Source organism: Aquipuribacter sp. SD81 (assembly GCF_037153975.1).
In the GTDB taxonomy this organism is placed as follows: Bacteria; Actinomycetota; Actinomycetes; order Actinomycetales; family JBBAYJ01; genus Aquipuribacter.
Genome location: NZ_JBBAYJ010000012.1, coordinates 101,533 through 114,900, shown reverse-complemented (window position 1 = coordinate 114,900; position 13,368 = coordinate 101,533). Strand labels below are relative to the sequence as shown.

The 13,368-nt window shown below is 76.5% G+C and carries 15 protein-coding genes and 1 riboswitch; of the genes, 10 read left to right on the top strand and 5 right to left on the bottom strand.

Annotated elements, in window-relative coordinates:
* Nucleotides 1-324 (bottom strand): hypothetical protein (locus WAA21_RS09400; protein WP_336922525.1); only part of this gene is annotated, 324 nt, incomplete at its 3' end.
* 140 nt (nt 325-464) lie between these two features.
* Between WAA21_RS09400 and WAA21_RS09395 the strand changes: the two genes are divergently transcribed.
* The 6 genes from WAA21_RS09395 (at nt 465) to WAA21_RS09370 (ending at nt 6,092) form a co-directional block, all read left to right on the top strand.
* Nucleotides 465-1,220, top strand: a complete 756-nt coding sequence (locus WAA21_RS09395) for a ZIP family metal transporter (RefSeq protein WP_336922524.1) — start codon at nt 465-467, stop codon at nt 1,218-1,220.
* 159 nt (nt 1,221-1,379) lie between these two features.
* Nucleotides 1,380-1,958 carry an RNA polymerase sigma factor gene (locus WAA21_RS09390; protein ID WP_336922523.1) on the top strand — a complete coding sequence of 193 codons (579 nt, stop codon included), beginning with the start codon at nt 1,380-1,382 and terminating at the stop codon, nt 1,956-1,958.
* Complete coding sequence (locus WAA21_RS09385; protein WP_336922522.1) at nt 1,955-3,091, top strand: hypothetical protein; 1,137 nt, start codon at nt 1,955-1,957, stop codon at nt 3,089-3,091. Before WAA21_RS09390 ends, WAA21_RS09385 begins: the two co-directional genes overlap by 4 nt.
* Nucleotides 3,088-4,062, top strand: coding sequence for an ABC transporter ATP-binding protein (locus WAA21_RS09380; RefSeq protein ID WP_336922521.1), 975 nt, complete (start codon nt 3,088-3,090; stop codon nt 4,060-4,062). Before WAA21_RS09385 ends, WAA21_RS09380 begins: the two co-directional genes overlap by 4 nt.
* Nucleotides 4,059-4,928: an ABC transporter permease gene (locus WAA21_RS09375; RefSeq protein ID WP_336922520.1), complete on the top strand. Its 870-nt coding sequence runs from the start codon at nt 4,059-4,061 to the stop codon at nt 4,926-4,928. The genes WAA21_RS09380 and WAA21_RS09375 overlap by 4 nt, the downstream gene beginning before the upstream one ends.
* Before the next feature lie 48 nt (nt 4,929-4,976).
* Entirely contained in the window at nt 4,977-6,092 is a 1,116-nt protein-coding gene (locus WAA21_RS09370) for a lipid kinase (protein WP_336922519.1), read from the top strand.
* Here WAA21_RS09370 and WAA21_RS09365 read toward each other — a convergent pair.
* Nucleotides 5,992-6,615 (bottom strand): HdeD family acid-resistance protein, encoded by a 624-nt coding sequence (locus tag WAA21_RS09365; protein ID WP_336922518.1) that lies wholly within the window; start codon nt 6,613-6,615, stop codon nt 5,992-5,994. The two genes, WAA21_RS09370 and WAA21_RS09365, sit on opposite strands and share 101 nt — an antisense overlap.
* Before the next feature lie 166 nt (nt 6,616-6,781).
* On the opposite strand from WAA21_RS09365, the gene WAA21_RS09360 reads away from it, so the two are divergent.
* From WAA21_RS09360 to WAA21_RS09345, 4 genes are all read left to right on the top strand, one after another.
* The gene (locus tag WAA21_RS09360; protein WP_336922517.1) at nt 6,782-7,048 is read left to right on the top strand and encodes a hypothetical protein; all 267 of its coding nucleotides are present in this window, start codon (nt 6,782-6,784) and stop codon (nt 7,046-7,048) included.
* 84 nt (nt 7,049-7,132) lie between these two features.
* Nucleotides 7,133-8,128: an LLM class flavin-dependent oxidoreductase gene (locus WAA21_RS09355; RefSeq protein ID WP_336922516.1), complete on the top strand. Its 996-nt coding sequence runs from the start codon at nt 7,133-7,135 to the stop codon at nt 8,126-8,128.
* Between the two features lie 30 nt (nt 8,129-8,158).
* Nucleotides 8,159-8,527: an FKBP-type peptidyl-prolyl cis-trans isomerase gene (locus WAA21_RS09350; RefSeq protein WP_336922515.1), complete on the top strand. Its 369-nt coding sequence runs from the start codon at nt 8,159-8,161 to the stop codon at nt 8,525-8,527.
* Between the two features lie 196 nt (nt 8,528-8,723).
* On the top strand, nt 8,724-9,038 hold the full coding sequence (locus WAA21_RS09345) for a hypothetical protein (RefSeq protein ID WP_336922514.1): 315 nt from the start codon (nt 8,724-8,726) through the stop codon (nt 9,036-9,038).
* 299 nt (nt 9,039-9,337) lie between these two features.
* Here WAA21_RS09345 and WAA21_RS09340 read toward each other — a convergent pair whose 3' ends face one another.
* From WAA21_RS09340 to WAA21_RS09330, 3 genes are all read right to left on the bottom strand, one after another.
* Nucleotides 9,338-9,742: a hypothetical protein gene (locus tag WAA21_RS09340; protein WP_336922513.1), complete on the bottom strand. Its 405-nt coding sequence runs from the start codon at nt 9,740-9,742 to the stop codon at nt 9,338-9,340.
* Nucleotides 9,739-12,009, bottom strand: coding sequence for an MMPL family transporter (locus WAA21_RS09335; RefSeq protein ID WP_336922512.1), 2,271 nt, complete (start codon nt 12,007-12,009; stop codon nt 9,739-9,741). The genes WAA21_RS09340 and WAA21_RS09335 overlap by 4 nt, the downstream gene beginning before the upstream one ends.
* A 135-nt stretch (nt 12,010-12,144) precedes the next feature.
* Nucleotides 12,145-12,963, bottom strand: coding sequence for a trypsin-like serine protease (locus tag WAA21_RS09330; protein WP_336922511.1), 819 nt, complete (start codon nt 12,961-12,963; stop codon nt 12,145-12,147).
* A gap of 194 nt (nt 12,964-13,157) precedes the next feature.
* A riboswitch (SAM riboswitch) is annotated at nt 13,158-13,249 on the top strand.
* The last annotated feature ends 119 nt before the right edge of the window (nt 13,250-13,368 follow it).

The following is a 13,368-nucleotide window of genomic DNA, read 5'->3' as shown; positions in this document are numbered from 1 at the left end:
CGTGGTCGCGGCGTGCTCGGCCTGCATCCGCGAGCGCAGCTCCGCGACCGCCGCCAGCCCCACCCCGTCCACCGCCGCGGCGACCCGACCGGCCAGGCGCACCACGTCGACGAGCGCGTGGTCGTCGAGAGCACCCACGTCCGGGACCGCACCGATGTCCACCACGGCATCTGGCCGACTCGCCTCGCCCGGCACCTCGACGTCCTCCGTGTCGCTGTCGACGGCGTGGGTGCTGTCGCTGCTGTCGCTGCTGTCGCTGCTGTCGCTGCTGTCGCTGTCGTCGCAGCGCAGCAGGGCGGCCACCTGCCGGAGCACCCCCGTCACCGTCGGCCCCTTTGGACCCGGCGACCCGCTCGACTCGAACACGTGTACGAGAGTAGGCGCGACCACCGACACAACCGGTGCGGCGAGGTGCCGCAGGCGGCCGTCCGCGCCACTCTTCGGTCGACGAGGAAGGAGTCGCCGTGCCGACGTGGCTCGAGGCGCTGCTGTGGGGACTGGTCGCAGGCAGCACGCTGGTCGTGGGCGCCGCGGTCGCGTGGTGGGTCCGCGTCCCGCAACGCGTCGTCGCCTGGGTCATGGCGTTCGGCGCGGGTGTCCTGGTGTCGGCGCTCGCCTTCGAGCTCGTGGAGGAGGCACAGGCGACCGGCGGTCTCACCGCCACGGCCTCCGGCTTCCTCGGTGGCGCGGTGACGTACACGCTCGCCAACGTCGCCCTCGCCCGTCGCGGCGCGCGCCACCGCAAGCGTTCGGGGGACCAGCAGCCCTCGGAGTCCCAGGTCCCGGCCAGCGGCGGCGCGATCGCCCTCGGCGCACTCCTCGACGGCATCCCGGAGTCGGTGGTGCTCGGCGTCGGGCTGCTCGAGGGCTCGGGCGTCAGCGCCGCCGTCCTCGTCGCCATCGCCATCTCCAACCTGCCGGAGGGCCTGTCGAGCGCGGCGGGCATGAAGCGGGCGGGGCGCGGCGCGGGCTACGTCTTCGGGGTGTGGGGCGGCATCGCCGTCGCGAGCGGCATCGCCGCCGCCCTCGGGTACGCCGTGCTCGGCGGTGCGGGGGACCAGACCCTCGCCGTCATCACCGCCGTCGCCGCCGGCGCGATCCTCGCGATGGTCGCCGACACGATGATCCCGGAGGCGTTCGAACGGGCCCACCTCGTGACGGGCCTCGTCACGGCCGTCGGCTTCCTGACGGCGTTCACGGTGCACGAGCTCGGCGCGTGAGCCCCGTCGCTCGTCTCCGTCCGCGCCCGGGTGTCACATCCTGGGGCGCCGCGGTGCTTCCCCGGTATGGACCTGACACAGCCCGGAGGCGCCGTGCTGCTGCCCGCGCCCCCGGCGGAGGGGCTGCGGGGACGCGGGCGACGACTCGAGGGTGAGGCCATGGCCGGACGACGAGCCGCCGACGCGACCGCCGATCCGGCGGCCGACCCGACCGCCGACCCTGCGGTCGGCCCGACCGCCCCGGCGACGGCCGGCGGTGCCGTCCGTCCCGACCTCGAGCGGGTGTTCCGCACGTCCTACCCGCGGGTGGTGGGGGTCGCCGCGCGCGTGCTCGGCTCGCGCGACGCGGCCGACGACGTCGCCCAGGAGGTGTTCCTCGCCTTCGCGCGCTCCGCGGTGCCGACGGCGGAGGCCCCGGGCTGGCTGAGCGTCGCGGCCGCGCACACCGCGCTGAACGCGCTGCGGGGCGAGCGCCGGCGCACCCGGCGCGAGCAGCCCGACCCGGCCGCCGTGCAGACGGCCCCGGACGCGGCCGACGTCGTGGTCGTCGCGGAGGACCGGCGGCGGGTGCGCGAGGCCGTCGCCCGACTGCCACGCACCCAGGCCGTCGTGCTCGTGCTCCGGCACAGCGGCCTCAGCTACGCCGAGGTCGCCGCCGCCTGCGGGCTGTCGCCCGGCAGCGTCGGCACGACCCTGCGCCGCGCGGAGAACGCCCTTCGAGAGGAGCTCGACCGATGAGGACCCGCACCCGACACCCCGACCCCGGCGCCCTGCGACGGCTGGTCGACGAGCCCGCGGGCGTGCTCGACGTCGACCGCGACCACGTCGCCGGCTGCCCGCCCTGCCTCGCCGACCTCGCGCGGACGCGGGAGGACGCCGACCGTGCGGCGACGGTGTTCGCCCCGCGCGGGGCCGAGCGCGCCCACGACACCGACGCCGCCGACCTCGAGCAGGCCTGGCAGCGGCTCACGGGCGCGCTGCGCGCCGACGGCACCGGAGGGACGAGCGGTCAGGTCTCCCGCATCGACCGTCGTCGCCGCCGCCGGGCGCTGCGCAGCCCCGCCCTCGCCGCGGTCGGGGTCGCCGCCGTCCTCACCGGCGCGAGCGCGGCCGCCGCGGGCGACTGGATCCGGGTCTTCCGCACCGAGCAGGTCGCGGTCCCCGGCATCAGCCGCGCCGAGCTCGTCGCCCTGCCCGAGCCCGAGGAGCTCGACGCCTTCGGCGACCTCGCCGTGCTCGCGGAGCCGGACGTGCGACCCGTGGACGACGCCGCCGCGGCCGCCGAGGCGACCGGCCTGGCCGTCCCCGGCGTCGCCGCCCTGCCGCGCGGGGTCGCGGGCGAGCCGACGCTCCAGGTGCTCGGGCCGGTGGCCGCGGAGTTCACCTTCGACGCCGAGGAGGCGCGCGACACCCTTGCGGCGGACGGCGAGCAGCTGCCGACCCTGCCCGACGGTCTCGACGGCGCGACCTTCCGGCTGTCCGCCGGCCCGGGGCACGCCGCCGTGTGGCAGAGCGGCAGCGGCGCCCCGGCCCTCGTCGTGGCCCGGGCCGTCGCACCCACGGTGCACTCCTCCGGCGTCCCCTTCGACACGGCCGTCGACTACCTGGCGGGGGTCCCGGGCGTGCCGCCGGAGCTCGTGGGCGAGCTCGACCGGTTCGCCGGCGGGACGACGCTGCCGCTGCCCTTCGCCGACGACGAGGTGCGGACCCGCACGGAGGACGTCGGGGGCCGACCGGCGACGGTCGTCACCTCCCGCGACGGGACGTTCGCGGGCGTCGTGCAGGTGCGGGACGGGGTCGCCACCGTCGTCGCCGGGACGCTCGGGGCCGACGAGGTGCTGGCCGTCGCCCGCGGGCTGCGGGAGCCGTGACCCAGCGGACGGGTGAGCGGGCGGCGGCCGACCTGGTCGCCGCCCTGCCCGCGTCCCCGGCCGTGTGGTGCGCGGGACTGCGCAAGCGGTACCGGCGAACCACCGCCGTCGACGACGTCGGCTTCACGGTCGGGCGGGGTGAGGTCGTCGCGCTCCTCGGCCCGAACGGCGCCGGCAAGACGACGGTCATCAAGAGCCTGCTCGGGCTCGTCCGGCCCGACGCGGGCGAGGTGCACCTCCTCGGACGCCCGGCGAGCGACCCCCGCTCGCGCGAGCGCGTCGGCTACCTGCCCGAGCTGTTCCGCTACCAGCCGTGGCTCACCGCGGCGGAGGTCCTGCGCCTGCACGCCCGGCTGTCGGGCGTCGACGCCCAGGCGCACGAGCGGGACGACCTGCTCGGGCTCGTCGGCCTCGCCGACCGCCGCGACGACCGGGTCGGCGGCTTCTCCAAGGGCATGCAGCAGCGTCTCGGGCTCGCGGTCGCGCTCGTCGGGCGGCCCGAGCTCGTCGTGCTCGACGAGCCCACGAGCGCGCTGGACCCGATCGGCCGGGCCGACGTCCGCGACGTCGTCCTGCGGCTGCGCGCCGACGGCGTCGCGGTCCTGCTCAACTCCCACCTCGTCGACGAGGTGGAGCGGGTCTGCGACCGGGTCGTCGTGCTCGACCACGGCCGCGTGGCCGCCGCCGGCAGCCTCGAGGAGCTCCTCGGTCGGCGTGCCCTGCGGCTGCGCCTCGACGGCGTCGGACCCCGGGCCGCCGAGCGGCTCGCGGCCCTCGGCCCGCTCACCGTCCGCGGCGACGAGGTGACGGTCGCGCTGCACACGTCCGACCTGGGCCCCGCAGCCGACCCGGTGCCGGACCTCGTCGCGGACCTCGTGGCCCTCGGCGTCCGCGTGCACGGCGTCGAGACGGTCCGGGGCAGCCTCGAGCAGCGGCTGCTCGAGATCCTGCGGGCGGGGGCCCAGCCGTGAGCGCCGTCGTCCGCACGGTGCTCACCGTCGCCGCGCTCACGGTCACCGAGACCTCGCGCCGCCGCGTGCTCCGCTCCCTCGGCGTCCTCACCGTCCTGCTGCTCGGGCTGAGCGCGTGGGGCTTCTCGCGGCTCGCGGTGCTCGAGCTCGGCGGCGAGCCGGTGACGAGCGGCGAGGGCCGGCTCACGGCGTCCATCGTCCTCAACCTCGTGATGTTCGGCCTCAGCCTCGTCGCGGCCCTCGGCACGACCTTCCTCGCCGGGCCGACGCTCGCGGGCGAGGTCGAGTCCGGTGCCGCGCTCGCGGTCCTGGCCCGCCCGGTCCGCCGCGAGACCGTCCTGCTCGGCAAGTGGTGCGGCCTCGTCGCCTTCGGCGGCGGGTTCGTCGTGCTCGCGGGCCTCGCGCAGCTCGTCGTGGTGCGGCTGACCGTCGGGTACTGGCCGCCCGAGCCCGTGACCGGACTGGCACTGCTCGCCGCCCAGACGACGGTCCTGCTCACCCTCGGGCTGCTGCTGTCGACGGTGGTCTCGCCCATGGCGTCGGGCATCGTCGCGGTCGGGCTGTTCGGCACGACGTGGATCGCCGGCGTGGTGGGCGGCGTCGGGACGGCGCTCGGCAACCGCAGCATCGAGCAGGTCGGGACCGTGTCGCGCATGCTCCTGCCCACCGACGGGCTGTGGCGCGGGGCCATGAACGCCTTCCAGGACCCGACGGCCCTGCTCACCATGAGCGGGGACGACGTCGCGGGCGGGTTCCCGTTCCTCGGTCCGGCCCCGCTCACGGCCGCCTACCTGCTGTGGACGGCGGTGTGGGTGGTGCTCGTCCTCGGGCTGGCCGCCCTCGCCTTCCGCCGCAGGGACGTGTGAGGCCGGGGCGCACAGCGGGCACCCAGGTCCGTGCGGCAGGGTGCGGGCGTGCAGCAGCGTCCCCGGGCGGTCACCCTCGTCGTCAACGAGGGGGCGCGCCGTGGGTCCGGCTCGCTGGAGCGCGCCGCGGGGGCGCTTCGGCGGCGGGGCGTCGACGTGGTCGCGGCCCACTCCGTCACCGGTGGCGACGCGCTCCGCGACCGCCTCGGGGCGGTGCTGGAGCAGCGGCCCGGGACGGTCGTCGTGGGCGGGGGCGACGGCTCGCTCAGCTGTGCCGCGGGCATGGTCGCGCACACGCCGACCGTCCTCGGGCTGCTGCCGCTCGGCACCGCGAACGACCTCGCGCGGACGCTGCAGCTGCCGCGGGGGCTCGAGGCCGCGTGCGACGCCGTGGCGCACGGGCACGTCGTGGACGTCGACCTCGGTCGCGCCGACGGCCGGCCGTTCGTCAACGTCGCCTCCGCCGGGCTGTCGGTCGGCGTCACCGAGGCCCTGGACGCGGGCCTCAAGCGGCGCCTCGGCGCCCCCGCGTACGGCGTCGCGCTGCTGCGCGCCTACCGGCACCACCGGCCCTTCGCCGCCCGGCTGGAGTTCCCGGACGGCGACCACGAACCGGTCGAGTGGCACGACCTGCTGCAGCTCGCGGTCGGCAACGGCCGCCACCACGGCGGCGGCAACGCCGTCTCGCCGACCGCGACCATCGACGACGGTCTGCTCGACGTCTACGCCGTCCGCACCGCGGGTCTCCGTGAGCACCTGCGCGTCGCGGCGTCGCTCAAGGACGGGTCCTTCGTGGCCCACCCGTCGGTCGACGCGCTCACGACCCGCCGGGTGCGCGTGGTCACCGACCCCGGCACGCCGCTCAACCTCGACGGCGAGGTCGTGGGCGGGACGCCTGCGCTGTTCGAGGTCGACCGCAACGCCGTCCACGTGCTCGTGCCCCGCAGCTCGACCGCGGCCACGTACGACGGCGACCGCGGTGAGGAGGCCCTCGACCGCGGCGACCGCTCGCCCGCGGCCGCGCCGACCAGGGACGGACGGCGCGACCGCGGGCCGGCGGCTCTCAGGCCGACGGCGCGGCGCCCGTCGGGCGGCGGCTCTCCTCCTGCGGGGCGCCCGCGGGTGCGGGGACGCCGACGGGACCGCTGGTGGGCAGCTCGATGACGCGCACCCGGCCGAGCAGCACCATGGTGACGCCCTCGATGACCGCCTGGACCCCGACGAGGATGCCGAGCAGCGACAGGCTGGCGGTGAAGAGGTTGACGAGCACCATCGCCCCGAGCAGGGTCGAGGCGACGCCGCTCACCACGAGGACCGCTCGTCCCTCGGGTCGGCCGACGGCCACGGCGATCCGGGTGATGCCGGAGGCGAGGAAGAGGGCACCGGCCGTCAGGGTGAGGCTCACGGCCGTCACGAGCGGGTTGGCGAGGACGAAGGCGCCTAGGACGGCGAGAAGCGCCCCGCCGAGCGCCGTCGACCAGAAGCCGCCGCGGCGGATACGCACGAAGGCCGCCACGACGAGGACGAGACCGGTCAGCAGGGCGGACCAGCCGACGAGGAGCACGGAGAACGCGGTGGCGAGGACCGCGTTGCCGAGGACGACGAGGCCGGCGAGCGCGACGAGGACGCCGAGGACGACGTCCCACGGCGTGCGGCGGCGGCCGAGGGCGGGGCTGGACACGGACATGGCGGACCTCCTGCTGGGAGCGCGCCGGGGCGCCGTGTCCCGACGCGTGGTGGCGACGACGCTGCCCGCCCGTGGTGCCCGTGACCAGGGACCAAGGTCCCGGTGCGACGGCCGGGGGCCCGGTCCTCGTCTCGTGCGCACCGTCGGGCGGTGCGACGATCCCGGGATGGAGGGGTACATGGAGGAGCACGACCGCATCAACGAGCTGCAGGAGCACGTCGCGGGGCTCCTGGTGGCCGTCCGGGACCTCACGGCGGCGGTGGAGGGCCTCGCGCCGCTCCTGCCGCCCGAGGACGCCGAGCGCGTCGTCGCCCTCGCGCGCGACGCCCGCACCGCGATGGACCGCGCCGACGTCACCGGCGACGCCGCCGCGAGGGTCGGCGTCGCCCGCGCCGGGCGGAGCGCGCCGGGACGCGCGGACACGTCTCGCTAGCGGGCGGGGGCCGCGCGGCCGCGCCGCCGCACCGGCCGTCGCCGGCGGCGGGAAGGTCTGGGCGCCACGGGCGTTGCACCCCGTGTGACCGTGCCGCTCTCCGTGCTCGACCTCGCGCCCGTCGCCGAGGGCCAGACCGTCGGCGACAGCCTCGCGGCCAGCGTGGCCCTCGCCCGGGCCGCCGAGGCGAGCGGCTACCGCCGCGTCTGGTACGCCGAGCACCACAACATGCCGACCATCGCCTCGTCCGCGACGAGCGTGCTCATCGCGCACGTGGCCGCGCACACCTCCCGCATCCGGCTCGGGGCCGGCGGCGTCATGCTGCCCAACCACTCCCCGCTCGTCGTCGCGGAGCAGTTCGGCACCCTGGAGTCGCTGCACCCCGGCCGGATCGACCTGGGTCTCGGCCGCGCGCCGGGCAGCGACCGCACCACGTCGTACGCGCTGCGTCGCGACCCGGGCGCCGCTGACCGCTTCGCCGACGACGTCCTCGAGCTCCAGGCGTTCCTCGCCGGGGAGTCGCGCGTCCCCGGCGTGCAGGCCGTGCCCGGCGCCGGCACGCGCGTGCCGCTGTACGTGCTGGGCTCGTCGCTGTTCGGGGCGCAGCTCGCCGCGGCCCTCGGGCTGCCGTACGCCTTCGCGAGCCACTTCGCGCCGGCGGCGCTCGAGCAGGCCGTCGACGTGTACCGCCGCGGGTTCCGGCCCTCGGAGCAGCTCGCCGAGCCCTACGTCCTGGCCGCGGTCAACGTGGTGGCGGCCGAGGACGGTGACGACGCGCGGGAGCAGCTGCGGACCGTGCGGCGCTCCTTCGTCAAGCGCATCCTGCAGCGTGGTCCCGACGCCCCGCTCCTGGACGACGAGCAGGTCGACGCCCTGCTCGCGAGCGACCAGGGCGCCCAGCTCGCCGACATGCTGCGCTACAGCGTCGCGGGCACCCCGGACGAGGTCGTCGACTACCTCGGCTGGTTCGCGGAGCACGCCCGCGCGGACGAGCTCGTCGTCGCATTCCAGTCGCCGGACGCCGGGCGCCGGGTGCGCTCGCTGGAGCTCACGGCCGCGCGGGCGCTCGTCCCCGCGTGAGGCGGCCGCCGAGGTCCTAGGCTGCGGCGCATGGAGAAGCCCGAGGTCGAGTTCGTCGACCCCCAGCCGCCGTCGGACCTCGTCGTCGACGACCTCAGCGTCGGCGACGGCGACGAGGCACGCCCCGGGACCACGGTCCGCGTGCACTACGTGGGCGTCGCGCACTCCACGGGCGAGGAGTTCGACGCCTCGTACAACCGCGGCGAGCCGCTGGAGTTCCGGCTGGGGGCCGGTCAGGTCATCAGCGGGTGGGACAGCGGCATCACCGGCATGCGCGTGGGCGGGCGCCGCCGGCTCGTCATCCCGCCGCACCTCGCCTACGGCGACCGCGGCGCCGGCGGAGTCATCGGACCGGGTGAGACGCTCGTCTTCGTCTGCGACCTCGTCGGGGTGCGCTGAGCCCCGTCCTCGCGCCACCACCGGGCGTCACCGGGAGGCGTGAACACCCCGGCCAGGGCCCGTACTGCGTGACCGTGCGTGACGCCCGGGCGCGCCGATTACCGTGCTGGCACGGTGTTGCTCACCGAGGGTGTGGCGGCAGGCTCCCGCCACCACCGGCGGACAGGCCCGCCGGGGACCCCACCCAGGAGAACCCATGACTGCACGCTCCCGCGTGGTCGGCGTCGTCCTCGCCGCCGCCGCGCTCGCCCTCGTCGCCTCGCCGGCCTCGGCCGCCGGGCAGACCGAGCGCGGTCCTGAGCACGCGAACTCGCTGTGCTCGTACTCCGGCCTCAACGACGACCCGGCCGAGGCCTTCCCCGACGACGGTCGGACGCAGACCTACGGCCAGCTCGTCCGGAAGGGCGTCATCCCGCCGAGCCTCGTCCGCAACGGCGAGCCCAGCCCCGGCACCCTGTGCAACGGCCACCTCGTGCCCCTGCAGGACATGCCGGAGGAGCCGCCGGCCTGACGGTCGGCGCGTCCCGGTGCCCGCGACGGGCGCCGGGACGCCCGCCATGGGCGACGGGACGAGCACCACTCGCTCGAGGCCGGGGCACGACTACGGCCAGTACGTGCGCGACGCGGAGAACGCCGGCATGGACGACGAGGCCTCGTTCTCCCGCGAGGTCATGGAGCAGGACTCCCAGCGTGCGCAGCGCTGCCACGAGCTGCTCAAGAAGCTGACGGACCGACGCGGCCCGTCGGCACGACGACGCCCCCGGCCGCTGCCGGGGGCGTCGTCGCGTCCGGGGCCCGGGCCGGTCGGCGTCAGGGTCCGACCGAGGGTCGCGCCGACGGGTAGGACGAGGCGGGTGACGGGAGGGGCAGGGCCGGCACCTCCTCGGCGCTCCGGCAGCGCTCGAGCGCCTCACGGGCCCGCACGTCCTCGGCGCGCATCCGCTCGACGACCTGCTCCAGCTCCGCGGCGTCGAGGTCCGCCATCGCAGCGGCCGCGGACTCCGCGAGCTCCAGAACCGTCGCGGTGCGCTCGGCCGCCTCCACGCACTCCGCCGTGACCGGCTGCGGTGCCGGGTCGCTCGCGACGGGGCCGGGCGGGCCGCCGCGTGCCGCGTCCTCACGGGGACCCGGACCCGACGCGACGGCGACGCCGATGACCACGCCGAGCGCGACGCCCGCCACCACGAGCCCCACACCTCGTCCGACTGCGCTCACGGGCGCGCCTCCTCCTCCTCGGGCCGCAGCGCGGGCCACGGCCAGCGGTTCCAGCGGTCCAGCAGCACCAGCAGCGAGGGCACCAGCAGCACCCGCACGAGCACGGCGTCCAGCAGAACGCCCACCGACATGACGAACGCGAGCTCGTGGAACGGCCGCAGCGGCACCACCGCGAGCAGGCCGAAGCTCACCGCGAGCGTGACGGCCGCCACCGTGATGGCGCGGGACGTCCTCGGGACCACCTCGACGACCGCCCGCCGCAGCGGCACGTCGTGCGCGACCCGCCACAGCCGACCGACGCCGTACACGTTGTAGTCCGAGCCGAGGGCGACGAGCAGCACCGCCGCGGCGAACGGCACGTAGAACGTGATCCCGTCGTGGCCGAGCAGCGTCTGGAACACGAGCGTGGTCAGGCCGAGCGCGGCGAGCAGCGACAGCACGCTGGTGCCGAGCAGGTACAGGGGCAGGACCGTCGCGCGCAGGAACACCACGAGCACGAGCAGGTTGATGACGACCACGGCGACGGCCACCCGCGCGAGGTCGTCGGTGGTGGAGCGGGCGAGCAGGGACGCCAGCGCCGTGTCACCCCCCAGGGACACCCGCACGCCCGGCAGGCCCGACTCCTCCGCCCAGTCCTCGACCCCCGCCTCCAGCCGGTCGAAGGCGGCGACGGCCGCCGCGCCCAGCGGCTCGTGGTCGAGCACGACGAGGTAGCGCGCCGCGGTCCCGTCGGGCGTCACCACGAGCCCGAGCGGCTGCTGCAGCAGCCCGTAGCCCGGGCCCAGCACGCCGGCCACCCCGGCCTGCGACTCCAGGCGGGTGCGGAAGGCGGCGAGCGCCTGGGCCTGCTCGTCGAGGTCGGCGCCCTCGACGAGGACGAGCGTGGGGGACAGGATGCCGGGAGCGACCCCCTCGGCGGCCGCGTCCGCCGCCTGCGCCGCCTCCTCCTCCGCCGGCAGCGACGGGACGAACGAGACCCCGAGCGCGAGGTCCTTGACCGGCACCGCGAGCGCGAGGAGCACGAGCGTGCCGCCGACGACGACCGACGCGGCCGTGCGTGGGCGGACGAGCCGTCCCACGAGAGGTCGTCGTACCCGGGCGAAGCGGGCCGTGCGGCGAGCCAGCGGGACCGAGGCGCCGTCCAGCGCGCCGGGCCGGGCGGGCCAGTACGCCGCGCGGCCGAGCACCGCCAGCAGCGCCGGGAGCAGCGTCACCGAGACCGCCAGGCCGACGAGCACCGCGAGCGCCATGCCCGGTCCGAAGGCGCGGAACACGCTGCCGCGGGCGGCGAGCAGCGACGCCGTGCCGGCGGCGACCGTGAGGCCCGCGACCACGACGACGGGCAGGTAGTCGACGACCGCGCGTCGCGCGGCCCCCACGCGGTCCTCACCGTCCTCCAGCCCGCTGCGGGTGGCGGCGAGGAAGAAGACCGCGTAGTCGGTGACGACCCCGAGCAGCAGCGCGAGCAGCAGCGGGCGCAGCTCGGCGGGCACCTGCACGTCGAGCACCGCCCCGAGCGCCCCGGCCGCGTGGAGCGTGAGGACGAAGGCGAGGACCGCCGTGCCGATCGCGAGCAGCGGCGCGACGAGGGAGCGGAAGCTCAGCGCCAGCACGCCGAACACCGCCAGCGGTGCCGTGAGCTCCAGCGCCCGCAGCGACCGGTCGAGGACGGCGTCCTGCGCGACGCGCGCCGGGAAGGTGCCGGTCACGCCGACGGTCGCGTCGAGCGGGTCCGGTGCGCCGGCGGCGTAGCGCTGCGCGGCCCGGGTCTGCCCGAAGATGCCGGTCTCGGGCGACATGAGCAGGTAGGTGAGGGCCGTCGTGCCCTCCTCGCGGGCGCCCGGCACGAGACCGGCGGTGTTGAGCAGCGGCAGCGCCCCCAGCAGCGGGCCCGGCTCGGGGTAGGTGCCCTGGGCGACCGACGCCGCGCGCAGCACGGCGGCTGCCTGCGTGTACGGCGACAGCCCGTCGGGGTCGCGCTGCACGACGACGGCGCGCGACAGCAGCGGGAAGCCGAACGCCTGCGCCGACCGCACCTCGGTCGACACGTAGGGGTTGCCGTCGGGCGCGAAGTCGTCGAGGTCGCCGACCCCCGTGCCGCCCGGCAGCGGGAGCAGGACGACGGCCGCGACGGTGAGCACGACCCAGCCGAGCAGGACGGCGAACCGGCCGCGGACCACGAGGGCCGCGGCGGCCCCGACCCCGCGCGGCGGAGCGCGGTGCGGCGTCCCCGCCGTCCCCGCCGCCCGCGCCGTCCCCGCTGTCATGGTCACCTCCGGGCACGGGCCCCGGTCCGGACCCCTGTCGCCGCAGTACCCCGACCGAGCGGTCCGCACGCAGCGGGCCCGGCACCCGTGCCGGGTGCCGGGCCCGCCGTCAGGCGCGGGTGCGTCCGTGCGGCCTCACAGGAAGCCGCGGATGAACCCGAGCTCCCGCTCCTGGTCGATGCGGAACATGCCGCCGACACCGGCGCAGTTGCCGTTGAGGCCGTAGGAGTTGACCGAGACGAGCGTGTCGCCGACCAGCGCGGGGCCGCCGGAGTCGCCGAAGCACGTACCGCCGTGCTTGGCGTCGCCGCTCAGCAGGATCGACTGGTTGCCCGACGCGGTGCCGGCGCCGTTCGCCCCCTGGGTGTTGAGGACGAAGAGGTCCGCCTGGTAGCGGGTGAGCTCGGCGACGTTGCGCTCCGGCTGCACGGGGTTGCTGGACGCGGCCTGCAGCCCGTAGCCGACGGCCGTGACCACGGCGCCGTTGCGCCCCTTGGGCAGCGTGTCGACGACGCCGACCTGCGGCAGCTCGGCGTAGCGGTCGAGCTCGACGGGCTCGTCGAGGACGACGACGCCGAGGTCGTGCAGGTAGAACGCGGCGTCGTCGTACTCCGGGTGCGTGTACGGCGTGCCGGTCACCGACGTCGCGCCCTCGTAGGGGTAGCCGAAGTCGGCCGGCGTGGGCTCGAGCGTCGTCTCGAACCAGATCTCGACGGAGTCCGCCCCGAACGTGCAGTGCCCGGCCGTGACGTACACCGTCGGGGAGATGAGAGAGCCGCTGCACCGCGACTGCGGCACGAGCTCGCCGTCGGCGTCGTAGGTGCTCGACACCATGATGCCGACGTAGGGGTGGTCCTGGCCGTCGAGGCTGCCGCCCCGGGTGATGGCCGCCGCGGGCGCCGCGACCGCGGCGCCGAGGACGAGAGCCGCGGCGGCGGCGAGAACAGGCTTCATGGGTGCTCCTCCGGGGGCGGGATCGAGGTCCGGCGGTGGCCCCTCGCCGCCGTGCCGGGACCATAGCCACGCCCACCGACCGTCCGATAGGCCTGACTCGTCCCGGAGTTCGGGGCGAGTCCCGACCGCGTCCACCCGTCGGGACGACCCGTCCGCTGCTTGACACGGCCGCGCCGCCTGCCGAACACTCGGCGACACCATCCAGAGCGGCCGAGAGACGTGGCTCGTCGACGCCGCAGCAACCACCCCCCCGGGGGGCAGGTGCTCCCGCCACGGCCGATGGAGGAGTCATGACGCAGCGCCGCTCGGCGGTCGGTCACCGCACGTCGTACCGCACCCGTGTCCTCGTGGTGCTCGGGGAGAGCGAGCCCTGTCGGGCCTGACGCCCGACCTCGCCTCCCGACC